General features: G+C 71.5%; 24 protein-coding genes and 1 tRNA gene. 8 read left to right on the top strand and 17 right to left on the bottom strand.

Features of this window, described 5'->3' with window-relative positions; all coding sequences use genetic code 11:
* Together mftB and mftA are read right to left on the bottom strand one after the other, a co-directional pair.
* Entirely contained in the window at positions 1–306 is a 306-nt protein-coding gene (gene mftB / locus OOZ19_RS17185; RefSeq protein ID WP_266091129.1) for a mycofactocin biosynthesis chaperone MftB, read from the bottom strand.
* A complete protein-coding gene (mftA, locus tag OOZ19_RS17180; protein ID WP_184478530.1) occupies positions 284–394 on the bottom strand; it encodes a mycofactocin precursor MftA in 111 nt (36 codons plus the stop codon). Before mftA ends, mftB begins: the two co-directional genes overlap by 23 nt.
* A gap of 82 nt (positions 395–476) precedes the next feature.
* On the opposite strand from mftA, the gene mftR reads away from it, so the two are divergent.
* Entirely contained in the window at positions 477–1,103 is a 627-nt protein-coding gene (gene mftR, locus OOZ19_RS17175) for a mycofactocin system transcriptional regulator MftR (protein WP_266091128.1), read from the top strand.
* Between the two features lie 196 nt (positions 1,104–1,299).
* Here mftR and OOZ19_RS17170 read toward each other — a convergent pair whose 3' ends face one another.
* Together OOZ19_RS17170 and OOZ19_RS17165 are read right to left on the bottom strand one after the other, a co-directional pair.
* Positions 1,300–2,418, bottom strand: a complete 1,119-nt coding sequence (locus OOZ19_RS17170) for an NDMA-dependent alcohol dehydrogenase (protein WP_266091127.1) — start codon at positions 2,416–2,418, stop codon at positions 1,300–1,302.
* Positions 2,419–2,553: 135 nt separating this feature from the next.
* A complete protein-coding gene (locus OOZ19_RS17165) occupies positions 2,554–3,480 on the bottom strand; it encodes a pseudouridine synthase (RefSeq protein ID WP_266091126.1) in 927 nt (308 codons plus the stop codon).
* 325 nt (positions 3,481–3,805) lie between these two features.
* Here OOZ19_RS17165 and OOZ19_RS17160 point away from each other — a divergent pair.
* The 3 genes from OOZ19_RS17160 to OOZ19_RS17150 all read left to right on the top strand — a co-directional run bounded on the left by OOZ19_RS17160 (position 3,806) and on the right by OOZ19_RS17150 (position 6,022).
* Positions 3,806–3,876 (top strand) — tRNA-Cys (locus tag OOZ19_RS17160).
* Positions 3,877–4,001: 125 nt separating this feature from the next.
* Positions 4,002–5,159: an LLM class flavin-dependent oxidoreductase gene (locus OOZ19_RS17155; protein WP_266091125.1), complete on the top strand. Its 1,158-nt coding sequence runs from the start codon at positions 4,002–4,004 to the stop codon at positions 5,157–5,159.
* A gap of 140 nt (positions 5,160–5,299) precedes the next feature.
* Positions 5,300–6,022, top strand: a complete 723-nt coding sequence (locus OOZ19_RS17150; protein WP_266091124.1) for a MerR family transcriptional regulator — start codon at positions 5,300–5,302, stop codon at positions 6,020–6,022.
* A 47-nt stretch (positions 6,023–6,069) separates the two neighbouring features.
* On the opposite strand, the gene OOZ19_RS17145 is transcribed toward OOZ19_RS17150, so the two are convergent.
* The 3 genes from OOZ19_RS17145 to OOZ19_RS17135 are packed head-to-tail and all read right to left on the bottom strand — an operon-like array spanning position 6,070 to position 10,555.
* A complete protein-coding gene (locus OOZ19_RS17145) occupies positions 6,070–7,086 on the bottom strand; it encodes an acyl-CoA dehydrogenase family protein (protein ID WP_266091123.1) in 1,017 nt (338 codons plus the stop codon).
* 41 nt (positions 7,087–7,127) lie between these two features.
* Positions 7,128–8,603, bottom strand: coding sequence for a type 1 periplasmic-binding domain-containing protein (locus tag OOZ19_RS17140; RefSeq protein WP_266091122.1), 1,476 nt, complete (start codon positions 8,601–8,603; stop codon positions 7,128–7,130).
* A 20-nt stretch (positions 8,604–8,623) separates the two neighbouring features.
* On the bottom strand, positions 8,624–10,555 hold the full coding sequence (locus tag OOZ19_RS17135; RefSeq protein WP_266091121.1) for a hypothetical protein: 1,932 nt from the start codon (positions 10,553–10,555) through the stop codon (positions 8,624–8,626).
* A 496-nt stretch (positions 10,556–11,051) separates the two neighbouring features.
* Between OOZ19_RS17135 and OOZ19_RS17130 the strand changes: the two genes are divergently transcribed.
* Positions 11,052–11,921: an aldolase/citrate lyase family protein gene (locus OOZ19_RS17130; protein WP_266091120.1), complete on the top strand. Its 870-nt coding sequence runs from the start codon at positions 11,052–11,054 to the stop codon at positions 11,919–11,921.
* Between the two features lie 321 nt (positions 11,922–12,242).
* Here the strand turns inward: OOZ19_RS17130 and OOZ19_RS17125 are convergent, their stop codons facing one another.
* The 6 genes from OOZ19_RS17125 to OOZ19_RS17100 are packed head-to-tail and all read right to left on the bottom strand — an operon-like array spanning position 12,243 to position 18,262.
* Positions 12,243–13,100 carry a phosphogluconate dehydrogenase C-terminal domain-containing protein gene (locus OOZ19_RS17125; RefSeq protein ID WP_266091119.1) on the bottom strand — a complete coding sequence of 286 codons (858 nt, stop codon included), beginning with the start codon at positions 13,098–13,100 and terminating at the stop codon, positions 12,243–12,245.
* A complete protein-coding gene (locus OOZ19_RS17120; protein WP_266091118.1) occupies positions 13,097–13,894 on the bottom strand; it encodes a sugar phosphate isomerase/epimerase family protein in 798 nt (265 codons plus the stop codon). The genes OOZ19_RS17125 and OOZ19_RS17120 overlap by 4 nt, the downstream gene beginning before the upstream one ends.
* Entirely contained in the window at positions 13,891–14,667 is a 777-nt protein-coding gene (locus OOZ19_RS17115) for a triose-phosphate isomerase family protein (RefSeq protein WP_266091117.1), read from the bottom strand. Before OOZ19_RS17115 ends, OOZ19_RS17120 begins: the two co-directional genes overlap by 4 nt.
* Positions 14,664–15,134 (bottom strand): ribose-5-phosphate isomerase, encoded by a 471-nt coding sequence (locus tag OOZ19_RS17110; protein ID WP_266091116.1) that lies wholly within the window; start codon positions 15,132–15,134, stop codon positions 14,664–14,666. Before OOZ19_RS17110 ends, OOZ19_RS17115 begins: the two co-directional genes overlap by 4 nt.
* Before the next feature lie 34 nt (positions 15,135–15,168).
* A complete protein-coding gene (locus OOZ19_RS17105; protein ID WP_266091115.1) occupies positions 15,169–16,884 on the bottom strand; it encodes a dihydroxyacetone kinase family protein in 1,716 nt (571 codons plus the stop codon).
* Positions 16,885–16,915: 31 nt separating this feature from the next.
* Complete coding sequence (locus tag OOZ19_RS17100) at positions 16,916–18,262, bottom strand: MFS transporter (RefSeq protein WP_266091114.1); 1,347 nt, start codon at positions 18,260–18,262, stop codon at positions 16,916–16,918.
* Between the two features lie 207 nt (positions 18,263–18,469).
* Here OOZ19_RS17100 and OOZ19_RS17095 point away from each other — a divergent pair, with 207 nt between their 5' ends.
* Positions 18,470–19,213 carry a FadR/GntR family transcriptional regulator gene (locus tag OOZ19_RS17095; RefSeq protein ID WP_266091113.1) on the top strand — a complete coding sequence of 248 codons (744 nt, stop codon included), beginning with the start codon at positions 18,470–18,472 and terminating at the stop codon, positions 19,211–19,213.
* 27 nt (positions 19,214–19,240) lie between these two features.
* Here OOZ19_RS17095 and OOZ19_RS17090 read toward each other — a convergent pair whose 3' ends face one another.
* The 4 genes from OOZ19_RS17090 to OOZ19_RS17075 form a co-directional block, all read right to left on the bottom strand.
* The gene (locus OOZ19_RS17090; protein WP_266091112.1) at positions 19,241–19,546 is read right to left on the bottom strand and encodes a Rid family hydrolase; all 306 of its coding nucleotides are present in this window, start codon (positions 19,544–19,546) and stop codon (positions 19,241–19,243) included.
* A gap of 432 nt (positions 19,547–19,978) precedes the next feature.
* A complete protein-coding gene (locus tag OOZ19_RS17085) occupies positions 19,979–21,193 on the bottom strand; it encodes a cytochrome P450 (protein ID WP_266091111.1) in 1,215 nt (404 codons plus the stop codon).
* Entirely contained in the window at positions 21,190–21,735 is a 546-nt protein-coding gene (locus OOZ19_RS17080) for a PadR family transcriptional regulator (RefSeq protein ID WP_266091110.1), read from the bottom strand. The genes OOZ19_RS17085 and OOZ19_RS17080 overlap by 4 nt, the downstream gene beginning before the upstream one ends.
* 148 nt (positions 21,736–21,883) lie before the next feature.
* Positions 21,884–22,603: a DNA alkylation repair protein gene (locus OOZ19_RS17075; protein ID WP_266091109.1), complete on the bottom strand. Its 720-nt coding sequence runs from the start codon at positions 22,601–22,603 to the stop codon at positions 21,884–21,886.
* Between the two features lie 488 nt (positions 22,604–23,091).
* Between OOZ19_RS17075 and OOZ19_RS17070 the strand changes: the two genes are divergently transcribed.
* Complete coding sequence (locus OOZ19_RS17070) at positions 23,092–24,939, top strand: phage tail sheath C-terminal domain-containing protein (RefSeq protein WP_266091108.1); 1,848 nt, start codon at positions 23,092–23,094, stop codon at positions 24,937–24,939.
* Between the two features lie 18 nt (positions 24,940–24,957).
* Entirely contained in the window at positions 24,958–25,482 is a 525-nt protein-coding gene (locus OOZ19_RS17065; RefSeq protein WP_224955584.1) for a phage tail protein, read from the top strand.
* Positions 25,483–25,564 lie beyond the last annotated feature (82 nt).

The raw sequence follows: 25,564 nt of genomic DNA, 5'->3' as shown, positions 1-25,564 counted from the left end.
TCAGCCGCGGGGCCGGATGGTGCCCGCGTCGCACAGCCCGGCGAGGGCTTGGAGGTAGCGCGGGTGCTGCTCGGCGGGCACGCCGGTCTCGGCGAGCGCGGCGTGCACGTCCGGCTGGTGCTCCAGTTCGCGGACCAGGGCGACGAGTTCCGGCGTCTTGAGGAACGACAGCCGGCGGGTGGTGAAGTCGTAGACGAGCGCGCCGAACCGCTCCGGGCGCAGCGAGACGGTGGGGCTCAGGCGGTGCGGGCGGCCGGGGTCGAAGCCGGCCGCCGCGCCGGGCTCAGTAGACGCCGCACATGCCATCGATCGACACTTCCTCGACGAGCAGGTCGTCTTCGACGCCGTCCACGGGTGCGGTGTCGGCGGGTGCGCCGTGCTGGGAATCGCTCATGGGATGCTTCCTCCCGATCACCTGCTGAGTTGTGATGGCGGGCACACAATAACGACACCGAGTGTCACAATGGAAGGGATCAATGGCCGGGCCAGCATCCGTTCACCCGTCCGGCGCAGGAACGGGACCTGGGCGGCGGCGCACCACCAGCCCCGTCGAGCTGGAGCGCGTCGCGTTCGCCCTGTTCGACTCCGACGGCTTCGAGCAGACGACCGTCGAGCGCATCGCCCGCGCCGCCGGGATCGGGCGGCGCACCTTCTTCCGCTACTTCGAGTCGAAGAACGACGTCGTGTGGGGCGCGTTCACCGAGCAGCTCGACGGGATGCGGGAGCGGTTCCGCGCGCGGCCCGCCGACGAGCCGCTGATGGAGTCGATCCGCGCGGTCGTCGTCGAGTTCAACTGCGTCGAGCCCGCCGAGACCGACCGGCACCGCCGCCGCCTCGAACTGATCCTCCGCGTTCCGGCGCTGCAGGCGCATTCCACGCTGCGCTACGGCGAATGGCGGGCGGTGGTCGCCGACTTCGCCGCCGACCGTCTGGGCGAGCCCGTCACCGCGCTGCTGCCACAGACCATCGCCCACACCACCCTCGGCGCGGCCCTGGCCGCCTACGAGCACTGGCTCGCGCACCCCGGGACGGACCTGTGCACGGCCCTCGACGACTCCTTGCGCCACCTGTCCCGAGGACTCTCCGGCCAGGCCCCGCGGTGAGCGGCTCCGCGACGCGACGTCCGGCGGGGTGGCACTCCGCGCTCGTCCCCTGATTCGGAACCGCACCCGCCCCTCCACGAGTTCGCGGGAGATCCGCGCCCGCCGGGGAAAGCGGGATCACGATCGTGGAGGTGCTGCAGCCGGTGCTCACCGGGTGAGCGTCCCCGCGGTCGGGACATCGCACCGAAGCCGTCCGTCAGTCGAAGGTGATCACGCCGCGGATCGTGTTGCCCTCCTCCATGTCGCGGTACCCCCGGTTGATGTCCTCCAGGCGGTAGGTGCGGGTGATCAGCTCGTCGAGCTTCAGGCGGCTCGCGCGGTAGAGGTCGAGCAGCTTCGGCACGTCGTTGCGGGGCTTGCAGCCGCCGTAGACGCCACCGCGCAGCTGCTTCTCGAACATGACGAACGGGAACAGGCTCAGCGACACCTGCTTCGTGCTCATCGCGCCGACGCCGCCGAGCGCGAGCACGCCGCCCTTGCTGATCAGACCGAGCGCCGGTTCGATCATGTCACCGGGGATCACGCCGACGGTGATGATCGCGCGGTCGGCCATCACGCCGGCGGTGAGGTCGGCGACCAGGGCGTGGGCTTCGGCCAGGTCGGCGGCGGTGTGGGTGGCGCCGAACTCGCGGGCCTTCTCCCGCTTCCACCGCACCGGGTCCACGGCGACGATCACGGCGGCCCCGGCGAGGCGAGCGCCCTGCACGGCGTTCATCCCGACACCGCCGGTGCCGATCACCACGGCCACGTCGCCTTGCCGCACCTGCGCGATGTTCACCGCGGTCCCCCAGCCGGTGGGCACCGCGCACCCGGCGATGGCGGCGACGGTCATCGGGATGTCGTCGCCGAACTTCACCAGCGAGTCGGCGGGGCAGACGGTGTAGGGCGCGAAGGTGCCGAGGAACGTCATCGGCGTCACGGGTTCGCCGTGCGAGTGAACCCGCCGGGACCCGTCCATCGCTCGCCCGGTGAGCAGGTCCGCACCCCGGTCGCACAGGTTGCCGCGGCCATCCCGGCACCACCGGCAGTGCCCGCAGGACGGGATGAACGTGGTGATCACCCGGTCTCCGACGGCCAGGTCCGTCACGCCGGGCCCGACCTCCTCGACGATGCCCGCGCCCTCGTGCCCGCCGAGCATCGGCAGCGCGTCGACGAACCCGTCCCCGGCGTCGTAGTGGAAGTCGGAATGGCACAGCCCGGCCGCGGCGAGCTTGACCCGGACCTCCCCGGAGCGCGGTTCGCCGATCTCGATGTCGTCGATGGTGTACCCGGCGCGTCGTCCTTGTTCTCGCAGCAGGGCGCCTCTGGTCTTCATGGGCCTGGTCCTCCCGGCGCTGGATCGGCCCTTCGGCCGCCGATCGTTCGGGCCGGGACGCTAGCCGACCGGGTGCCACCGGCGGCCGTTGTTGATCAACTTGGCTGCAAATTCGCCCCGATCGGCGCACATGCGCTACCGCGGTGGCCGTGCGTCACCGGGCCAGGCGAGTGCGCGGCGGCTCTCGAAGTGCCGCGCGACACCGGTGATCGGATCGGTGAAGCGGAGGATTTTCGCCAGCAGCCGCAACGGATCCGCGAAGTCGTCCGGCGCGCGATCCCGCACCGCCGGGTAGAGGTCGTCGCCGACGATCGGCGCGCCCAGCGAGGCCAGGTGCACGCGGAGCTGATGGGTCCGCCCCGTCGCGGGCAGCAGCCGGTAGCGGGCGGCGGCGCCGCGGTGCTCGACGAGTTCTACGCGGGTCTCCGCGTTCACCGGCCCCGGCACCTCCCGGGCTTGGAGCACGCCGCGTTCCTTGACGATCCTGCTGCGCACGACCGCCGGCACGGCCCGCCCCGGATCGTGGTGGGCGATGGCCTCGTACTCCTTGTGCACCAAGCGGTTCTGGAACAGCAGCTGGTACTCCCGGCGGGCCGCTTCGTGCACCGTGAACAGCACGAGACCCGCCGTCATGCGGTCCAGCCGGTGCGCGGGGCTGAGCTCCGGCAGGTCCAGCGCGCGGCGCAACCGGACCAGCGCCGTCTCGGCGACGTGCCCGCCGCGCGGGGTGGTGGCCAGGAAGTGCGGCTTGTCCACGGCCAGCAGGTGCTCGTCGCGGTGCAGGACGTCGAGTTCGAACGGCACCGGCGTCTCCACCGGCAGTTCGCGCTGGATCCACAGGAACGCGCCCGGAGCGAAAGGCGTGCCGGCGTCGACGAAGCTGCCGTCGGCCGCCGCGACGCGTCGTTCCCGCAGCATCCGGTCGACCTCCTCGGGAACCACCGGCAACCGGTCGACGAGGTGGTCCCGCATCGTCCGCCACGCCCCGGTGTCCGGCAGGCGCATCCGCGCGGCGTCGAGGCCGTCGCGTTGCGGCAGGGGGGAGCGCAGCTTGCGTCGCATCACCGGCCAGCGTAGGCCGCCGCGGAGGGACGTCGTGCTCCGCCGGTGCGAACCCGGTCCCGAGGAAGATCGTCCAGTCCGTGGGACGGCCGCTCGCGGTGTTGACCACGGCTGGGGGCGGGGCAAGAATCGTGGTGTGGATGTCGCGGCGCGGTTCTTCTTCGCTCGCCTGCACGTCGATCTCCGGCGGCACGCGAGCGCGATCTGTGCCCCCGCGCTGCCCTGAGCAGCGCCCTGGTGATCGGCCGGTACCTGTCCCGGCCGTTGTCAGTCCTGTGTGGACTTGTTCTCCGATCGTCCGGCGCGGTGGCCGGGATCGGATCGTGGCGGAGTGACCGAGCGGCTAGGTAAGGGCCTGCAAAGCCCTGCACACGGGTTCGAATCCCGTCTCCGCCTCCCTTTCCCCTCCGGCGAGCTCGTGCGTCCCCGCGGCGCCTCGTCGCGTTCTCGGCGCGGCCGTTCCGGGCGAAGTCCCCCAGCGGCCTGTTCCACCCGCGCGCAGCGGGTACACGGAGGCAGTGATGACATCCGTTCCGCTCTCGGTCCTCGACCTCGCACCGGTGCCCTCCGGCGGCACCGCCGCGGGCGCTCTGCGGGACACCGTCGACCTCGCCCAGCACGTGGAGCGGTACGGCTACCAGCGGTTCTGGCTGGCCGAACACCACTTGGTGCCGGGGGTCGCGTCCTCCTCCCCGGCGGTGCTGATCGCGTCCGTGGCCGCCGCGACCCGGCGCATCCGCGTCGGTTCCGGAGCGGTGCTGCTCGGCCAGCACACCCCGCTGCAGGTCGCGGAGGACTTCGGCACCATCGCCCAGCTACACCCGGACCGGATCGACCTCGGGCTCGGGCGCTCCGGCCTGGCGAAGTTCGTCGAGCTCGCCGAAGCCGCGCTCGAACGGGAACCGGACGACGTTCCCGAGACCCCGCCGGAACCGGTGCTCGTCGACGGGCTGCCCGTGCCGCGCACCGCCCGCGGCGGGTCCCTGTCGCGGGCCCGCGCGCAGCGGCTCGAAGCGCACGCCCGGCTGCTCGGCGGCACCGGACGACAGGAGTACGACGAGCAGGTGCGCGACGTGCTCGCCTTCCTCGACGGCACCTTCCGCGACGTCGACGGGCAGGAAGCGCGTGCGGTCACCGCGGAACGGGCGCTGCTGCAGGTGTGGGTGCTCGGCGCCAGCGCCGGGCCCAGCTCCCGCGCGGCCGGGCGGCTGGGACTGCCGTTCGTGTCGAACTACCACGTCACGCCGAGCACCGTGCTCGAATCCGCCGCGTCGTACCGCGACTCCTTCGAGCCCTCCGCGCGGCTGGACCGGCCGTACCTCGTGGTGTCGGCGGACGTACTGGTCGCCGACGACGACGCCACCGCGCGGGAACTGGCGAAACCGTTCGCCGGGTGGGTGCACGACATCCGCTACGGCGACGGCGCCCAGCCCTACCCGACCCCGGCGGAGGCGGACCGGCGCACCTGGACCGATCCCGAGCGCGCCGTCGTCGCCGATCGCGTGCAGACCCGCATCGTCGGCTCCCCGGACACCGTGGTGGAACGCTTGGAGGTGCTCCGCCGGGTCACCGGCGCCGACGAGCTGCTGATCACCACCATCACGCACGACCACCAGGACCGGCTCCGCTCGTTCGAGCTGCTGGCGGAGGCGTGGGCCGGTGCGACGGCCGGGCGCTGAGGACACGTCGGAGCACGGCCGCCCCCGGGGCACGCTCACCCGCGCGAGTTCCTGCTTGACTGTGACCTGAGGGCACGGTTTTCCATTGCCGGAGGAACCCGACGGCTCGATCCCGAGCCCGAAGCAGGAGGGGGCATCCGGTGGGATGGAGCACGCGCCAGGTGGCGGAGCTCGCCGGCACGACGCTGAAGACGGTCCGGCACTACCACAAGATCGGGCTGCTGGACGAGCCGGAACGCTCGACGAACGGGTACAAGCAGTACGGGGTCACGCACCTCATCCGGCTGCTGCGGATCCGCCGTCTCGTCGATCTCGGCGTGCCGCTGTCCGACATCTCGGCGGTGGAGGAGGCGGGGGAGAACGCGGAGCAGGCGCTGCGCGCCCTCGACGCGGAGCTCGCGGCCAGCATCAACCGCCAGCAGCGGATGCGGCAAGAGCTCGCCGTGCTCCTCGAACACCGGACTTCGGGTGACGTGCCGGCGGGTTTCGACGCGTTCGCCCGCGAGATGACCGCCGCCGACCGCTCCTTCCTGATGATCTGCGCCCAGATCCTCGGGCCGACGGAGATGGCGGCGTTGCGGCAGTTGCACGCGGCTCCCCGCAGCGCGGTCGACGAGGAGTTCGACAACCTGCCCGCGGACGCGAGCGAACAGGCGCGGCAGCAGGTGGCCGAACGCTTAGCGCCGGAGGTCATCCGGCAGTTCACCGACCACCCGTCGCTGAAGAACCCGGTCACGACGGGGCAAGGGGGCGAGGCGCTGGCGATATCGGCAGTGGGCCGAGGACTGGTCGAGCTCTACAACCCCGCCCAGGTCGACGTCCTCATCCGTCTGCACAAGCTCATCGAGAGCCACCGCGGCTGACCCGCGCCGGCTTCGGTGCCGTCAGCGGACGAGCGAGGCGACCCGCTTCACCGCGCACCACCGGACAGCAGGTCGAGGGTGCCGTCCTTGATCGTCGGCCGGGAGGCGGCGACCAGGGTGAACGTCGCCTCGCGCACCAGCCGCTGCCCGTGGGCGCCCGCGAGCAGCGCAGAACTCCCGGCCGCCGTCACGAGCGCCCCGGCCGCGCGCAGCGCGAGATCGGCCGCGGCGGCGCGGGCCGGGGCGATGTCCGCGCCCGCCGCGAACGCCGCGTTGAGCTCCTCGCGCGCACCGTCCCGTTGCGCCTCCAGCCGCTCGGCGACGTGTGGCCGTCCGGCGTCGGCGATGAGTCGCGCGCAGCGCCCGGCCAACCCGAGCGGGAGCGCGCCGTTGAGCCAGGAACCGCGGGCCTGCGCGGTCAGCACCTCGGCGTGCGGGAGCACACCGAGCACCCGCTCGGCGGGCAGGAAGAAGTCCTCGAACCACAGCCGCACCGTCGAAGTCGCCTGCGCCGCGACGAGTGCGAGCGGTTCGACGCGGATCCCGGTGCCGGGCCGCGCTTCGACGAGCCCGTTGACGACGAGGTCGTCCTGGCGCGCCGACAGCTGCAGCACGTCCACCAGCCCCCAGCCGCTGACGAACGGTGCCTCGCCGTCGAGCCGGTAGCCGCCGTCGACGGGCACCGCGTGCAGCCGAGGTGGCTGCGGGACCGCGCCCGCGAACGACACGCCACCGCGCACCGCGCCGCGCACCAGGTCCGCGAAGTAGCGTTCCCGCAGTTCGGCGCGGTCGGCGGTGGCGACCCCGTGCACCACCCCGTGGTGCTGGGCCCAGACGAACGCGGTCGTCAGGCAGCCCCCGGCCAGCGCCTCGAAGACCCGCGCGGAGTCGACGAGGCTCAGGCCGGGACCACCGCGCTCCGGCGGTGCCGTGAGGCCGTAGAAGCCCTCCGCGGCCAGCAGGTCGAAGTGGCTGCGCGGCCCCTCGCCTCCGGCGTCGACCGCGGATGCGGCGGGGAACAGCACTTCGTCGGCCAGGACCTGCGCACGCTCAACGGTGACCACGTCGCGAGGCTACCCAGCGGCCGGTGGCGACGGGGGTCGTCTCAGCCATCGAGCCCGCCGAGGTCCAGCACCTCCACGTGCCCCGTCTTGTCGCGCCGCAACACCGGAATCGTGCCGCTGACCCGATCACCGGAGTCGTTGAGGTGGAACCGCCCGCTGGCCCCGGTCACGTCGTTGCGGGGGTAGTTGAGCCCCATCAGGCTGTCCCGGACGTCGGTCGCGCTCGGAACGAAGTCGTCCTGCTCGACGGAGAGCTTGGCGGCGGTGATCGAGGTCAGCGTCACGTCGTGTCCCATCACGGTCCAATTGGACTCGTCGACCCCGTCGCCGAACCGTTGCCGCAGCGCATCCGTGAAATCCAGGTACTGCGACTGGAAGCGGTTGTCCGGGTGCCCCAGCGCGGCTGGATCCGACACCGACGCGTACAGCACCGACACCGCGGTAGGGGCGTTCGGCGGGGGCTTGGGCAGATCGGTCGACTCGGACCCGGTCAGGACGGTGATCTCCTTGTCCTTGGGGCAGGTGCGCTTGCTGATCTGCTCGACGAAGTCGGGGAGCAGGTTGCTGCGACCCGCGTACAGCACGGTGTTCAATTCGTCGTCCTCGCACAGCCGGCCCGCGATGCGGTCGAATTTGGTGTTGAGGTTGTACGGGTCCTGCCCACCGGTGTACGGGCTGACGGCCAGCTCGTCGGCACTCCCCGCCTGGAACTGCTCCTCGAAGTTCGTGCGCAGGTCCCCGGTGTAGTAGTCGTTGTCGTTGTCGTCGCGGACGAGCAGTGCCCTGGACGGTCGCGTCCCGGTCTTGTCGAGGTAGGCGGTGAGGGTGGCCACCTCGTTCGCCAGGCTCGGTGATACGCGGGTCAAGTTGCGGAGGGGATCGCCGAAAGCCTCGGAGGTGTTGTTGAACCCGTCCGCGCTGAGGTAGCCGACCATCGGCACGCCCGCGTCGCCCAACTTGCGCACGCCCTTCACCGTTTCAGTGGTGCTGACCCCGAGCCCGGTCACGGCGACCAGGTTCGCCTGCGCATCGACTTCTCCCGGCACGTCGACCATGTCGAGCAGCTGATCGGTCACCTGGTCCCAAGCGTGTTCGCCGCGCCCCTCGTTCGCCAGCGCCAGCTGGATCTTCAGGCCGTGCGCGTCGCGGTTCGCCACTTGTTGCGCGATGTAGGCGCCTTGGAGGTATTCGCGGATCTGCGACGTGGAAAGGCTGTCGTCGGGTTCGGCCGTCATCGGCATCAGCACTGCCACGGTCACGTACTGGGGAGCGTCCGCGGCCTTCCTGTTCTCGGCCAGGATCTTGCCCTCGACGTCGGCCAGTTCGGGGGAGAACGGGAACGAACCGTCGGTCACCCCGACGCATTCGCGGTCGTCGCCCGCGTGCCACACGTCGGTGCCGCACCGCTGCACGAACCCGACGACCGCGACGACGCCGAGCACGAGGACGAGCACGGTTCCCAGCGCCAGCGAGACCCGTAGGAGCCATCGAGGGCGTGGTGGCGTTTCGAAGCTCACGCTGTTCCTTTCGTCCGGCGTCAATCCGTCAGTTCGGACCACCTGCGGTACTTCTCGGATTCGGCGCGCAACGTCGCCAGACCGCTGCCGGAGAACGGCGCGATCTCGTCGTAGCAGGCGGCGATCTCCAGGTAGAGCGAGTGGCGCCTGCCGTCGCCCAGCGGGTCCGCGTCGATCCACAGCGCCGCCACCAGCCGGGCGACCGGTGCCAGCGGGACGCTGCCCGGATGCGTCCAGTCCGTCAGCGACCGCACCAGGTCCAACTGGGCGTCGTCGTGATCCAGGCGGTTCGGCGCCGCGGTGCTCCCGGCCAGCATGTCCAGCCAGATCGTCAAGTCGCTGTAGGGGAGCAGCGCCGCGAGCCGGCGTGCCACGAACTCGACCTCGCCGGCGGCGAGCGCGTGGTAGAGCTCGCCGACTTCGTCGCCGTTCTCGGCATGATCCTGGCTGAGCCAGGTGTGCACCTTGGTCCAGTCCGCGGCGTCCTCCGGTGCGCGAGCGGCGAGCTCGCGCAGCAGCAACCTGCGCAGCACCGGCGGCAGCACGTTGTCCACGCCGTCGTCGGGAACCCACAGTTCCGGAGCGAACACCGATCGCCCGCCCCGCGCGGCGACGAGCTCGCTTCGCGCCACGAGCCGCTCCGCCTCGTCCTGGGTCCGCGCGGCCGAGCAGGTGATGAGGTCGTTGACGGCCTCACCGGGAGTGCCGGCGAGGAACCGCGCGACGGGCCCGTGCACGGCGATGGCCGGATCTTGTTGCGCGGCGCCGAGTTCCGCCGGAGGGAGCAGGTCGCGCAGGTCGATCGGGTCAGCGGCGTGCGCTTGGATCGCGTCCAGCACGTGACGGGTGGAACCCGGATGTCCGCGCGTGAAGCGGAAAACGGTGTCGCTGACGCGCCGCTTCTGGTTGCCCGCGTAGCGGCCGAGCTCGTCGACCATGTTGGCGATCTCGTCGAGCGCGAGATCGCGCAGCCGGACCGGGTACCACGGTTTCTGGCCCTGCTCGGCATAATCCGAGTAGTACGGCTCGTCGCGGGTCAGGTCGAACTCGTCGAGCTCGCGCATGGGCGCGGATTCGCCGGACGCGATCACCGCCCCGGAGCGCTTTCCGCGGCTGGTGGCCACCAAGGTCAGCGGGTCGGAGCCGTCCGGGACGTGTGCGGCGTACTGCCTGCGCGCCTGGACCAGGCCGTCGAGCAGCATCTTGGCGGCGGGCGAGTCCACGTTGTCCAGCAGCACCACGCAGTTCAGCGGGCGGCGGGCACCGCGGTTGCCGCGGTCGAAGTTCTCGCGCAGGTCGGCGAGGAACGCCGCCCACAGCAGTTCGCCCGCCTCGCTCGCGCCGTCGGAGTCCTCCGGTTCGCGCGCCCGCCGGTTCAGGTCGGTCAGCACGTCGAGCGGGTCGCGGGTCAGGCCGCGGTCCTGGTGTCCGAACCAGTCCTGGCCCTCGCCGAGCAGCACCCGGCGTCCGCGGCGCCAGGACACGAGCCCCCGCAGCAGCAGGTCGGGAACGTGGTGCCCGGCAGCGGTCCGGTGCTCGCCCGACGCGTCCGGCGCCAGCTGGGCCAGGAAGTTCCGCAACCGATCGCCGCCGCGGTGTTCGGCGAGCGCCTGCTCGGCCTGCGCCCGCGCGAGGGCGGGATCGGTGCCGTCGAGGTCCTGCTCGGCGACGATCTGCCCCGTGATGAAGCGGGGGAACGCGATCCGGTCGTGCCCGGCATCGGTGCGGTTGAGCTCGTAGGCGATCGACGAGAGCGTGTCCCGGATCGAGCCGAGCCCGTCGCAGTCGAGGTGCGCATGCGGCACGTGCCGTTCGAGGCGGTGCGCGAGGGCGGCGAGGAAAGCGGTCTTTCCGCTGCCGCGCGGCCCGGTGAACAGCAGCACCGGCAGCGGTCTGCTGCGAGCCCGTCCTCCGTGGCGGGGGCGGTCGGCGAACTCCCGCACCAGGAGCATCGCAGGTTCCCGGCCGAAGAGGTGCCCCCCTACACCCGGTCTGTCCCCGGTTGCGCGCAGTGCCACGTAAGTCCCCCGACTCATTCAGTTGAACTGCATTCCCCCGCCAGTAGGCCACCGAGCGTAGCCACGGGTGATCGACGCGTCAACGAAAGCACTCCGCCGGGAGGCGTCCGCGGACCGCGTTGCGGGTGAACGGGAGATCGTTCCGATCACTGTCCACTGTGTCCTGAGTGGGGAGTGGTGAACGTTGGAGAACAACGAAAACGCGTGATCAACCGACGCGATGGAGCCGGTTCGACTCGGGTTCGGGACACGTCACGTCCTCGTTCGCCACCACCTGAACGAGGGAAGTGCCTGGCACACCGGGGGATTTCCCGGAACCACCACGAGGGTGGGGTGCATCCCCGGAGCGGATGAATCGAACCGGTCGCCGAATGGCAGTCGATCCGATCGGCTCGTACCGTCGGATTCGGCCGATCTGGGGGGAGCGGACATGATCGAAGGCGATGTGGAAACCGCCGTGCGCGCCGCGCGCAGCTGGATGTACACACCCGGCACGAAACCGGAACTCTTCGACTCGGCCGCGAGCAACGGGGCCGACGCGGTGATCCTCGACCTCGAAGAGTCGGTGCTGCCCGAGGACGAGGCGATCGCCCGCGGCATGGTCATCGACCACGTGACCACCGCGCGGCGCGAGGACCTGGTGACCGCGGTGCGGATCAACTCGGCGTCGACGGCCGCCGGACTGGCCGACCTCACCGCGCTGATCTCCGCGAGCGTCGCGCCGGACGTGCTGGTGCTGCCGAAGATGGAGTCGGCGGGCGCGCTCGGCGTCATCGAGAACCTGCTGTTCGAGGCGAGCAGCAGGACGATGCTGGTGCCGCTCATCGAAACGGCGCGCGGCGTCCGGGACCTGCCGCGCATCCTCGCTTCGCAGCACCGGGTGGTGGCCGTGCTGGTCGGTGCCGCGGGCCTGGTCACGAGCCTCGGCGCGGCCGGGGACTGGGAGTCGCTGCGGTCCGTGCGCGGCTCCATCGTGCTCGCTGCCGACGCCGTGGACGTCGTCGCCATCGACGCCCCGTTCTTCGACTCCGGCGACCAGATCGGTCTGGCGGAGGAGACGCGCAGCGCCGCGAAGCTGGGATTCTCGGCGAAAGCCGCGATCCACCCCAAGCAGGTCCGCGCGATCAACACCGCCTTCGCCCCGACGGAGGACCAGCTGACCTGGGCGCACCAGGTCATGTCGCTCTACGCCTCCGGCGGCGGGGAGCTGGCGGGCGAGGCGGTCGACGACGCCCTCGCCCACCGAGCCCGCCGCTACCTCCGCCGGAACCAATCCGTCGACACCCTCAGCCCTGCGTAGGAACCTCAGATCCTGTCTGCGAACCGGGTCTGCGCAGGTGTCCGGGTGGCGGAACCTCTGCGGCGTCCTCGCTGCGGGGTCGATTTCTGGATTTCTGATGTAGGCCCCTACACCACGAAATCGCTGTCCCCGCGAGCTGAGAACCCGCCCGTGCTCACCTTGCTCAAGCCGGTCACTGCTCAGCGGCTCCGCCGCTGGCGCGGGGGAAGGATCGCTGAACGCACGAACGCACCGCCCTCCCTTCGAGGCGGTGCGTTCGGCTGCCCTGCGGTGACCGCCAGGTGGCGCCCGCGCGGTCGTGCAGGGTGGTTTCGGCGGGGATCAGCGCTGGATGCCGTCCAGCTTGAGCATGCGAGTGATCACGGCGTCCAGCTGCTCGTCGTTGAAGATCTTCTTCCAGTCGTCCTTGATGATCGACTCGCGGCCGTAGTCCATCGCGATCAGGCAGGCGTCGGAGAACGGGTTGTCGCCCTTGAGGGTGTTCGCCAGCGCGACCTGGGTGTGCCCGAGCAGCATCGCGCGCGCCGCGGGCTCCGGGACGCCGACGGTGTGCACCGTCTCGTGCAGCGCCTCCTTGAGCAGGTCGCCGACCATGCAGGCCACCGTCTCCACCAGCGTCGGCTCCAGGTAGGCGAGCTGCTTGACCGTCACCCAGTGCACGTCCACGACCGGCGCGTACATCGCGCGGATCACCGTCTCCGCGACCGCGCGGCGCTGCTCGTCGCCGGACTCGATCGCGGCGACGACCTCCTGCGGCGCGGCGATGCCGCCGAAGGTGTCCGCGAGCTCCTCCGGCGTGCGGCGCTGCAGGAACACCGACGGGTGGCAGGGGTGCGCGACGACGTACTCCAGGTCTTCGCGCTGCGCCAGCAGGTTCGCGTACGCGGCGGCCGGGTCGAGGGTGACCACGATGGAACCGGCGCGCAGCTGCGGCACGACCTCCTCGGAGACCTTGCCCAGCACGATGTCCGGCACCGCCAGGATCACCACGTCGGCGTCCGCGATGGCCGCCGAGGTCTCGGTGACCTCGCGCCCGGCCTCGGTGACGCGTTCCCGACCGGTGGGGGAGTTCTCGCTGTAGCGCACGGTGTGCTCGGTGCGCTGCAGGTTGTTCGACACCCGCATGCCCATCTTGCCGCCGGCGCCGATGACCGCGATCGTCAGCTTCGAGTCCGTCATGTCCGCTCACTCCTCAAGTGGTCCAGGTTGTGCGCGGTCCACTCCCGTTCGACCGCGCAGGTCGTCTCCGCGTCGCCCTGCCAGGGCAGCCAGTGCTCGACGACCTCGTTGACGCCGCGTTCGGCGGCGCGCACCGCGCGCACCTCGTGCGCCCGGTCCAGCTGCCCGGTGCCCAGGGGCGCTCCCGTGAGCTGGAACCCGACCCAGCCGGGGGAGCGGGTGAACGCGAAGTCCTTCACGTGCACGTTCACCACGTGCGGGGCGGTCAGGTCGATCACCGCGCCGGGCAGTTCCAGCGCCGCCACCACGTTCGCCGGGTCCAGGCAGATGCCCAGGTGCGGATCGGCGACGCGCTCCACCAGCTCGACGAGCGTGGTGGTGGGGACCTGCTCGTAGGTCTCCAGCGCGATCGTCACCCCCGCCGCCGCGTACTCCGGCACGACCTCGCGCAGGTACGCCTCGGCCTCGTCGAGCGTCGGCTTGCTCTCGGCGGAGTGCATCATCGAGCGCACCAGCGCCGCGTCCAGCCGCCCGGCGAGCTCCAGGTAGCGGCGCAGGTGCGCGGGCCGCAGGCCGCGGGTGCCGAGTTCCAGTCGCACGCCGAGCCGCCGCGCCTGCTCGCGGACCTCGTCGAGTTCCGCGTCGCTCATCGACTCCAGCGGTGGGTAGTCGCAGATCTGGAACAGCTGCACGCCGTGCCGCGCGGTGTCGGCCAGCATGTCGGCCAGCGACAGCGGTTCCGGGACCTGATCCGACCACTGCCAGAAGTACGCGTAGGTGCTCAGGCCGATCACGGCAGCGCTCCGTCCAGTGCGACGACCTCGTCCAAGATCTCCTCCAGCGCGGCGGGGTCGTGCGCGAACCGGCCGAGGAACAGTCCGTCGGCGGAGTCGCCGAGCGCGCTGAGCAGTCCGGGTTTCGCGCTGCCGCCATAGATGACGCGGCTGCCCGCCAGCAGCGGCTCGGCGTCCAGCGCGGTGCGCAGCTCGCCGCACACCGCACCGATGAACTCCGGGTCGGCGGGTTCGGCGGCGCCGATCGCCCACTGCGGTTCGTAGGCCACCGCCACCGCGCCGAGGCAGTGCGCCTCGCGCGCCGCGGCCAGCGCCGCGTCCAGCTGCTCCCGGCAGGTGCGCGCCGCGTCGGTGACGCCGCCCGCCTGCTCCTCGCCGAGGCACAGCACCGGCACCAGCCCGTTGCGCAGCGCCGCCGCCGTCTTCGCCGCCACCGTCGAGTCGTCCTCGCCGAACAGCCTGCGCCGCTCGGCGTGACCGACCTCGACGTGGCCGCACCCCATCTCGCGCAGCACCGAGCCGCTGACCTCGCCGGTGAACGCGCCCTCGTCCTCCCAGAACAGGTCCTGGGCGCCGACCTCGACCGGGGTGTCCCGGAAGCGGTCGAGCGCGGGAGCCAGCGCCGGGAACGACGGCAGCACGAACAGCTGCGCGGCGCCGTCGCGCACGGCCGGATGGCGGCGGGCGATCTCGGCGACGTCCGCGCACCAGTTCAGCGTGCGCTCGTGCCCGAAGTACATCTTCAGGCTGATGCCGATGGTCCGGGTGCTCACCGTCCGGACCCGTTCTCGTAGTCGGTGATCAGGCAGACCTTCTCCGCCGAGGCGGATGCCGGGTCGAAGCGGTGGGTGAGCCATTCGGCGGCGAGCTTGCGCGCCAGTTCGATGCCCACGACGCGCTGGCCGAAGGTGAGCACCTGCGCGTCGTTGCTCTTGATCGCCCGTTCCACGGAGAACCCGTCGTGCGCGGTGACGGCGCGGATGCCCTCGACCTTGTTCGCCGCGATCGCCACGCCCAGCCCGGTGCCGCACACCAGCAGCGCCCGGTCCGCCTCGCCGGCCGCGATGAGCTCCGCGGCGGCGATGGCGACGGTCGGGTACGGGGTGTGCCCGGTCGCGTCCACGCCGACGTCGCGCACGGACTCGACCAGCGCGCTGCCGTCCAGGTCCTGCTTGAGGATCTCCTTGTAGTCGAACCCGGCGTCGTCCGAGCCGACCACGATGCGCAGCTTGTCGCTCACGTCAATTCTCCTTCCACACAACGGGGTTCGGGTGTCACCTGGCGAGCACGGCGTGCACGGAACGGGTGATCAGCGACAGCGAGACGGCGCCCGCGTCGGGGGTGCCGAGGCTCTTCTCCGCCAGCGGGCGGGCACGGCCGCGCAGCGGGCGCAGCGAGGCGGTGGCCTCGGCCGCCTTCGCGGCGGCGGTGGCGGCGGTGTCCCAGGCGGTGGTCAGGTCCGCCCCGGTGCCGAGCGCGGCTTCCAGCTCGTCGGCGAAGGGCACCAGCGCGTCGACCATGGTCTTGTCGCCGAGTTCGGCCTTGCCGAGCCGCACCACCGCGTCGGAGGCGGCGCGCACGGCGGCGCCGATGGTGCGCGGGCCGGGCGCGGTCTCGTCGCCGAGCTCGGCGCCGATCGCGCGCAGCGCCACGCCCCACAGCGCGCCGGAGGTGCCGCCCGCCCGATCGGCCCAGGCGTCGGCGGCCCGGTTGAGCGTGCTGCCCGCGCCCGCGCCGCGCTCGACGGCATCGCGGGCGGCGGCCACCGCCGCGTCCGCGCCGCGCTGCATGCCGATGCCGTGGTCGCCGTCGCCCGCGACCGCGTCGATCCGTCCCAGCTCCGCCACGTTGTCGTCCACAGTGGACTTGAGGGCGTCGAGCGCGGCCAGCGCGCACCGCGCGGACTCCCGCGATTCGTCGGTGGCGGGCGGGATCACGTCGAGCGCCACGCAGTCCTCGGCCGCCTCGGCGTCGTCCGCGGCGACCGACGGGGTCTTGCGGTAGGCGGCGGAATCGGCGGGAGCGCGCCAGAAGCGTTCCAGCTCCTCGTCCAGCCAGCACAGGGTCAGCGAGGCGCCCGCCATGTCGAAGCTGGTCACCAGCTCGCCGACCTCGGGTTCGACGACCGCGACCCCGGCCTCTGCCAGCAACCCCGCGACCCGCCGGTACACCACGAACAGCTCTTCGTACTTCACCGAGCCGAGCCCGTTGAGCACCACCGCGACCCGGGATCCGGCGATCTCGACGCCGTCGGGCACCTCGGCGAGCAGGGTGCGCACGAACAGCTCGGCGAGCTCGTCGGCGGTAGGCACGTCCTGCTCGTCGATGCCCGGTTCGCCGTGGATTCCCAAGCCCACGGCCATCTTCCCCTCCGGCACGGTGAACAGCGGCTCCGCCGAACCCGGCAGCGTGCAGCCGCCGAAGGCGACCCCGAACGACCGGGTCCGCTCGTTGGCGCGCGCGGCGACCCGCGCGACCTCGTCGAGGTCGTAGCCCTCTTCGGCGGCGGCCGAGGCGGCCTTGAACACCACCAGGTCGCCCGCGACGCCGCGCCGCTTGTCCCGCTCTTCCGGCGGGGCGCTGGAGACGTCGTCGGTGACCACGACGGTGCGGCAATCGATGCCGTCGCCGCGCAGCCGCTGCTCGGCCAGGCCGAAGTGCAGCACGTCCCCGGCGTAGTTGCCGTAGCACAGCAGCACTCCGCCGCCGTGGTGCGCGGACGTCGCCACCGAGCGGACCTGCTGCGCGGACGGCGAGGCGAACAGGTTGCCCATCGCCGCGCCGTGCGCGAGCCCGTCGCCGACGAGCCCGCTGAACGCGGGGTAGTGCCCCGAGCCGCCGCCGATGACGACGGCGACCTCCCCGGAGCGGCTCCGGTTGCGGCGGACCACGCCGCCCGGCACCCGGCGCACCCGGTGGGCCTGCGCGGCGGCGAAACCTTCCAGCATCTCCTCGGCGAACGAACCGGGATCGTTGAACAGGCGGGCCATGAGCTCTCCTACGGGACGGGATGTGCGGCGGTCACTGGGCGGTGGCCGTGGGGCTGCCCGCCCGGTCGGCGCGGCTGAGCAGCACCATCAGCACGGCCGAGAGCAGCAGGAACGCGCCGACGACGAACATCGGCACCACGTAGGAACCGGTCCAGTCGAACAGCGCGCCGGTGATGTACGGCGCGAGGAAACCGGCCAGGTTGCCCAAGGTGTTGATCAATGCGATGCCCGCGGCGGCGGCCACGCCGCTGAGGAACTTCGTCGGCAGCGTCCAGAAGTTGGGCAGCGCGGCGAAGATCGCGCAGGCGGTGATCGTGATGACCGCGATGGTCAGCTCGGGCGAGCCCGCGAACAGCGCCAGCGGCACGCTGACCGCGCCCACCACCGCCGGGATCGTGATGTGCCAGGACCGCAGCCCGCGCTTGGTGGCGTCCCGCGACCACAGGTACAGCACCACCGCGGCGGGCAGGTACGGCACTGCCGTGATCAGGCCCTTCTCGAACACGCCGAACGTGGTGCCGAACCGCTGCTCGAAGTCGCCGATGATCGCGGGCAGGAAGAACGCCAGCGTGTAGAGGCCGTAGATGAAGCCGAAGTAGAGCACCGACAGCGTCCACACCCGCCCGTTGCGGAACACGGCGCGCAGGCCGTGGTGCCCGGACTTCTCCGCCTTCTGCTCCCGCTCGGCGGCGAGCTCGCCGGTCAGCCAGTCCTTCTCGGCGTCGGTGAGCCACTTCGCGTCGCGCGGATCGTCGGCCAGGTAGAACCACGCCACCACGCCGAGCACGATCGCGGGCAGGGCGACGCCGAAGAACATGAACCGCCAGCCCTCCAGCCCGAACACGCCGTGCTGCTGGATGAGCCACCCGGCCAGCGGTGCGCCGATGACGGTGGTCAGCGGCTGCGCGAGGTAGAACAGCGCGAGGATCTTGCCGCGGTGCCGGGCAGGCACCCACAGGCTCAGGAACAGCACCGCGCCGGGGAAGAACCCGGCTTCGGCGACGCCGAGCAGGAAGCGCAGCACCGCGAGCTGGGTGAAGTCCTGGACCCAGGTGAACAGCAGCGCGACGATGCCCCAGGTCACCATGATCCGCGCGAGCCAGCGGCGGGCACCGAACTTCTGCAGCGCGATGTTGCTCGGCACCTCCAGCAGCAGGTAGCCGACGAAGAACACGCCGGAGGCGAACCCGAACTGGGCCGCCGAGAGCGCCAGGTCGTCGCGCATCCCGTTCGGCGCCGCGAAGCTGATCGCGGTCCGGTCCAGGTAGTTGACGAAGAACATCAAGGCCACGAACGGCACGAGGCGGACTGCGACCTTGCGAATGGCCGACTTCTCCACCCCCGGACCGCGCTGGGGCGCGGTGGTCGAGGTGTCCACATTGACTCCTTTGAAGCGGGTGCGGGCGAGGGTCCGCATCGGCTCGTGCGGGGGAGCCGGGAGCGTCCCGGCGATCTCCGGCCGGGTGCGTGCCCGAGCGGAGCGGAGCCGAGCGGTGTCGCCGTCCGGGCCAGTATTCGAAAATCCGCGCAACCTGTCAACCGGTTGACCAATTTTCGGTCGTGGATCTTGCTAGGATGCGTGGCCATGCCCCCGTACCCGGAAAATCCCGACGCCGCGTTCGGAGCCGCACTCGGCACCGTGCCCGCAGGTACGGCGGTGTCCGCGGTCGCCAAGCGCCTGCTCGACCTGTTCACCACCGGCGACCTCGAACCCGGAACCCGGCTGCCCCCGGAGCGCAGCCTCGCCGCGTCGCTCGGCGTGGGGCGATCCGCGATCCGCGAGGCGCTGGCCGCGCTGGAGATCCTCGGCATCGTCGACGTGCGCCCCGGCTCCGGCACCTACCTGCGCGGCAGCGCCTCCGAACTGCTGCCGCAAACGCTCAGCTGGGGCTTGATGCTGGGGGAGCCGCGCACCCGCGAACTCGTCGAGGTGCGCAACGGGCTGGAGGTGCTCGCGGTGCGCAGCGCCGCCGTGCGCCGCACCGACGATGACCTGGCCGACCTCGCCGCGCAGCTCGACGGGATGCGCGAGAACCGCACCGAACTGGACAAGTTCGTCGAAGCCGACCGGCTGTTCCACCTGCGGATCGCGGTGGCCTCCGGCAACGTCGTGCTCCAGCAGCTGCTGCAGAACGTGCGCTCGCTGCTGCGGTTGTGGGTGGAACGGGCGCTGGCCGACCAGGGCCACGCCGATCTGGCGCTCGCCGAGCACGAGCAGGTCTACGCGGCCCTGCGGGAGGGCGATCCGGACGCGGCGGCGCAGGCGATGAGCGCCCACATGCAGACCGCGGCGGGCCGGCTCACGGAATTCCTCGACCAGGACCAGTGATCCGGCCGCGACCGGCCCGGAAGCCGGTCACCGCACGGCGACACCCTCGACCTCCACGAGCATCGCGGGATCGGACAGGGCCGCGACCTGCACGAGCACGCTGGCCGGGCGGCAGCTCGCCTCGGGGAGGATCATCGTGATCACGTCGTAGTTCGCCGTCACCGCCTCGATGTCGACGGCGTGGATCCGCAGTTGCACCACGTCGGCGAGCGCGAACCCGGCTCCGTCGAGCGTCTCCCGGATCCGCTGGAACGTGAGGCGCAGCTGAGCCCGCACGTCCCCGGCGTGCGCGATCGTGCCGTCGTCCGCCCGCGCCTCGTGCCCAGCGATCATGAGCCAACCGCTGCGGGTGCTCCACCAGGACGGCGTGCTCGTATCCGAGCTGGTCGCCGAAGTACCGCGGGCCGATCTCCCCGCGCTCCACCGCTCGCTCCCCTCCGCTCGACCCGGCGCGCCCGCCGACGCCGGACGGGACCGGGTGAACGGCCCGTTCGTCCAACGGGATTGGGCGAACGGTCCGTTCACCCGGGGAGCTCTGGGGGTGAGCGCCAGCCGACTCGTCCGGCCGGTGGCTGGTTCGGGTGGGGTGAACGGCCCGTTCGTCCAATGGGATGGGACGAACGGTCCGTTCACCCCGGGGATGCTTCGAGCGAGGGCGACGTGCTCGGCCACCGGCGCTTCGCGCGTTCGGATCGGGTGAACGGCCCGTTCGTCCCACGGGATCGGGCGAACGGTCCGTTCACCCGATCCCGCTGGGGCGGGTGGTCACCAGGTGACGGGGAGGGACTTCACGCCGCCGGTGACGCGGTCCGAGCGGACGTCGAGGTCGTCGATGTCGACGGCCAGGCGCAGCTTCGGGTACCGCTCGAACAGTTCGGTGAACACGACGCGGAGTTCGGTGCGGGCGAGGCTCGCGCCGATGCAGAAGTGCGCGCCGTGCCCGAAGGACAGGTGCACGTTCGGCTTGCGCTCGGGGTCGAACTCGGTCGGGTCGGTGAACGCGCCGGTGTCCCGGTTCGCCGCGCCCGTCGGGATGATCACCGCGTCTCCGGACGGGATGGTCTGCTCGCCGAACGTGACGTCCTCGTGCGCGTAGCGCAGCAGTCCGAGCCCGCCGGGGTCGGCCAGCCGCAGGATCTCCTCGACCGTCTGCTGCGCTAGCCCTTCGGGGTCCGCGACGAAGGCGTCGCGCCGGTCCTGCTCGGTCAGCAGCATCAGGACGCCGAGGTCGATGCGGGTCACGGTCGTCTCGTGCCCGGCGAACAGCAGCCCGGAAGCGAGCCTGGTCATCTCGTCGTCGTCGAAGTCGGGGTCGTCGCGCTGCGCCTCGACGAGGTCGGTGACGACGTCCTCGCCGGGGGAGCGGCGCTTCACCTCGGCGAGCCGGCCCATGTACTCGGCGAACTCGGCGCGCGCGGCGAGCGCGTCCCCACCGGTGCCCATCCGGCTGATCCGGTCGGAGAGCTGGTGGAAGTACCCGCGGTCCTCGAACGGCACGCCGAGCAGTTCGCAGATCACCAGCACCGGCAGCGGGAACGACAGGTGCTCGTGCAGGTCGACGATCCCGTTCGGGTCGGCGTCGTGCGCGGCCTCCATCGAGGCGAGGCAGCTCCCGACGAGTTCGCGGACGTGCTCGGTGAGCAGCCGCATCCGCTTCGCGGAGAAAGCCGGGGTGAGCAGCTTGCGCAGCCGGGCGTGCGCGGCCTTCTCGGTGTCGTAGCTGCCGGACGGCCCGTCGAGGACGCCCGCGTCCGAGACCCGGGCGGCCTGCTCGGGAGCCGGGTGCGAGCGGCCGAAGCGCGGGTCGCCGAACACCGTGCGCGCCACCTCGAAGGAGGTGATCAGCCAGGCCGGGTCACCGGCGGGCGTGCGCACCCGCGCGATCGGCGCCTGCTTGCGCAGCACGTCGTAGAGCGGAGCGGTCTCCAGCACGTTGGGCCGGTCGAACGGCAGTTGCGGCAGCTGTTCGGCGGTGGTCATCGGCGCTCCTTCTCCTGTGGTGGTGCGGAAAACGATGGTGCGCCGGTGGCGCGGGCGTGGATGCCGGCGAGCCAGTCGAGCTCGGCGTGGACCCGGCGGGCGGCCTCGCGCAGCGCCTCCTGCCCCCAGCCCTCGGAGCTGCCGCGTTCGAGCGCGATGAGGCGGTCGCGGCGTTGTTCGAGGGCGTGGCGGCGGGCGTCGAGCACGACCGCGCGCTCTTCGACGGTCAGCCAGTCGAAGTGGGCCAGTCGCGCCAGGAACTCCGGTTCGTCGCCCGCGAGTTCGGCGGGCAGGTCGGCGAGCATGTCGTGCAGCAGTTCCCGGCCGACCTCGGTGATCGTGTAGACGTTCCGCGGCGGCCTGCCCTCCTGCGGTTCCGGGTTGCGCAGCACCGCCCCGGCCTCGGAGAACCGCCGCAGCGCCGGGTAGAGGGAGTTGTTCGACAGCGCGTAGCCGGTTCCTTCCTCCACGCGCTTGCGCAACTCGTAGCCGTGCGAGGGCCGCTTCGCGAGGTCCGCCAGCAACAGCACATCGATCCACACCTATGTCACGATAACCTAGGTCAGCGTGACCGTCGATGACGCGGTTCGACGACGGGACGCGCCGGTTCAGGTGGTGGTGCGATTGCGGCTGTCGCGACTGGTGCGATGTCGAGGGGTGGTCGGCGGAGCGGCGTGAGCCGTTCAGCGCTCACGGCGATGCGGGTCCCGACCTCCCGCGCCCGTCACCCCTCGGCCGGCGCCGGACGATCTCGTTGATCCAGATCGGCGCGTACGGAGAGGTGCAGTTCGGCGGGGTGGGGTAGTCCTTGAGCACTTCGAGCCGTTCGCCGATGCCGATCGCGCGGGCGCGGTGCTCGGGGTGGTGGATGCCGATGGCGGCGAGGCACTCGTTCATGGCCCACTGCAGGCGTTCCGGCGCGTCCTTCATCCCCGCCTCGATGAGGTCGAGGAGCTCGGCCAGGTCGAGCCCGGCCGGAGCCTTCGCCACGCGGTCGCCGGTCAGCGCCCACCCGGCGCCGGCGACGACCGGATCGGGGTCGGCGAACCAGGCGGCGCGGAGTTCGTCGGCGTGCGGACTCTTCTTGACGACGTTGCTCAACAACCAGCCGTGCACCTTGGGCACGCGGGCGTCGCGGAGCATCGCGTCGAGCTCGGCCGCGCTGTAGGTCTTGGGGCGGCTGATCAGGATCGCGACGAGCCGGGCGGCGGTGTCGCCGGTCTTCCAGAGCTCGCCCGCGAGGTCGTGCTGGATCTTGAGGCGCTTGGCCACCGCACGCAGCTCGGTGAGGTTGACGCCGTGGTCGTCCCCGCGGCGTTCGTTCACCGCGCGGATCTTCGGGTCTTCCAAGGCCGCGAGTTCCGCCAAGACGTCGTCGACGCTCCCCGGAGGTGCGGAACCGGTCGCCACGATGTCCTCCCCTGTGTTCCCGTCCGTGCTCGTCCTAGCGTACGTGCGGTTCGCGGGCGCCCGGCCGCCGTGACGGGGGATCGGCGCGAGCGCGGCTTGAACCGGTGGTGCGGAATTCGGCGGCGCCGAACTGCGCGGTCAGCAGAATTCGCGCCATTCGACTGCGCCGTTCGGTGTAGCTGTGATCGTTTTTCAAATCGGTTGATCTTCGAGTCATTAGGCCATTGGTGAAAACCGCTTGACCTTCTGCCGCGATCTCAAGAAACTGATCCTCGCGCAGCGGTTTAAGCAGGTGAGCCGCCGGGCGGGGGTCCCTTCCCCGCTCGACGCGCGAAAAGTCGGAGCCCTTCGGTTCCGATCAGCCATTGGGGGAATGGTTTCATCTCACGGCCCGGCGCTCGCCGGGTGGAGCGCTTTTCCGCGTCCGCATCCTGCCGCCTTTCCCCCTGCGCCGCACGCTTTCCGGCGTCCGGAGGAATGGGAGGGGCATGCCGACGAACACGTCCTATCCAGGTGTCCATGTCGAGGAGATCCCCAGCAGCGCGCGCACCATCTCCACCGTCACCACGTCGGTGACCGCGTTCGTCGGGCACACCAGGCGCGGGCCGCTCAACGAGCCCGTGCGCGTGACGAGCTTCGCCGAGTTCGAGCGCCGCTTCGGCGGGCTGACCTCGCGCGGCGCGCTCGGCTACGCGGTGCACCAGTTCTTCGCCAACGGCGGGACGATCGCGCTGATCGTGCGGGTCGCCGCCCGAGGAACGGGCAAGGCCGCCACGGTCGTGCTGCACGCGGGCGACCGGCGCAAGGACTGTCCGGTGCTCGCCGTGCACGCGAAGGAACCCGGTGTGTGGGGCAACGGCCTGCACGTCACCGTCGACCACGACACCTCCTGCCCGGAGGAGACGTTCAACCTGCAGGTGTCCGACGCGAGGGTCGGTGCGCGCGAGGCGTTCGGCGGCCTGTCGCTGGATCCCGGGCACGGCCGCTACGCGGAGACCGCGGTGAACGCCGCCTCGGCGCTGATCCGCGTCGAGGTGCTGGACTCGGGGCTGCCCGCGGCGAGCGGCACGGTGTCGCGGCCGTTCGACGGCGAGCTGCCCGATCTGGCCGTCGAGCTCACCGCGAAGATCGGCGACGTGGAGCGGGACTTCGCGCTCTACGAACCGGACATCGATGGCGCGGCTCCGTGCAGCGTCGCCGAGCTGGCGCTGTTGCTGGAGCGCAAGCTGCGATCGCTGCCGGACGCGCCGGGCAAGCGCGCGTTCGCGGGGGCGACCGTCACCGCGTTCGGCGACCGGGTGCAGACCGTCGCGGGCTCCACCGATCCCGCCGACGAGGTCCGGTTCCGCGGCGAGTGCGCCGGGGACCTCGGACTCGACGAGGTGGTGCGCCCGCCGGTGTTCCCGCTGGAGTGCGGCGAGGACGGCGATCCGCCCGGCCCGCGCGATCTCATCGGCAGCGAGGCCCGCAAGACCGGACTGCAGGCGTTGCGCGACGTCGACGACGTGAACCTGCTGGCATTGCCCGAACTCGCCGGGTACGAGTCCACTGAGGACGTTCTCGCGGTGCTCACGGCGGCGGACCGGATCTGCCGGGAGCAGCGGATCTTCCTGCTCGTCGACGCGCCCTCGGCCTGGGCCGGGGTGGACGCGGCGCGGGCCGGGATCGCCGCGTTCGACCCGGTGCGCAGCGACCACGCGGGGCTGTTCTTCCCGCACCTGCAGCTGATCGACCCGCTGACCGGGCGGCTGCGGTCCTTCCCGCCGTGCGGGGCGGTGGCGGGCGTCATCGCGCGCACCGACGCCGAACGCGGCGTGTGGAAGGCCCCGGCCGGTACCGAGGCGAAGCTGCTCGGCGTGCGGTCACCGTCGGTGCTGCTCACCGACCGGGAGAGCGGCCTGCTCAACCCGCTCGGGGTGAACTGCCTGCGCAGCTTCCCCGTGGTGGGTTCGGTGGTGTGGGGCGCGCGGACGCTCGCGGGCACGGACGCCGCGGACTCCGAGTGGAAGTACCTGCCGGTGCGGCGGTTGGCGCTGCACGTGGAGGAGAGCCTCCGGCGAGGCCTGCAGTGGGCGGTGTTCGAGCCGAACACCGAGCAGCTGTGGCAGCAGATCCGGCTCAACGCCTCCTCCTACCTGCACACCCTGTTCCGGCAGGGCGCGTTCCAGGGCGGCACGCCGCGCGAGGCGTACTTCGTCAAGTGCGACGCCGACACCACCACCCAAGAGGACGTCGACCGCGGCATCGTCAACGTCGTCGTCGGCATCGCTGCGACGAAACCCGCCGAGTTCGTGATCGTGACGATCCAGCAGTTCGCCGGCCTCCCGCAGGCATAGCGAACCGGAGGAGTGAGCATGGCCGAGTTCCAGATCAACGCCCACCGCTTCGACCCGTACAAGAACTTCAAGTTCCTGGTGCTGTGGGACGGCCGGACGGTGGCGGGCGTCAGCAAGATCAGCCCGTTGAAGCGCACCACCGAGGTGGTCAAGCACCGCCACGGCGGCGACCCGAGCTCGCCGCGCAAGGCGCCGGGCCGGTCCGAGTTCGAAGGCATCACGCTGGAGCGCGGGGTGACCCACGACCCCGAGTTCGACCGCTGGGCCAACAAGGTGTGGCAGGTCGGCGCCGGGCTCGGCTCGGAGGTGTCGCTGGCGGACTTCCGCAAGGACATCGTCATCCAACTGCTCAACGAGGCCGGGCAGGTCGCCGTCTCGCACAAGCTCTACCGCACCTGGCCGAGCGAGTACCAGGTGCTGGGCGAGCTCGACGCGAACGCCAACGCGGTCGCCATCCAGAGCCTGAAGCTGGAATGCGAGGGCTGGGAACGAGATTACGAGGTTCCCGAACCCACCGAACCGGCGTTCACGAACCCTGCGTGAGCCGTTCTCCGAGGGGATGAACGCCTCGCCGGGCCGGACGGAGTCGAGGTCAGCGTCCGGGCGAGGAGCCGGGTTCGACGGG

This window comes from Saccharopolyspora sp. NFXS83, from assembly GCF_026241095.1.
Classification (GTDB): Bacteria; Actinomycetota; Actinomycetes; order Mycobacteriales; family Pseudonocardiaceae; genus Saccharopolyspora_C.
This window is presented reverse-complemented; position numbering and strand designations above follow the sequence as displayed.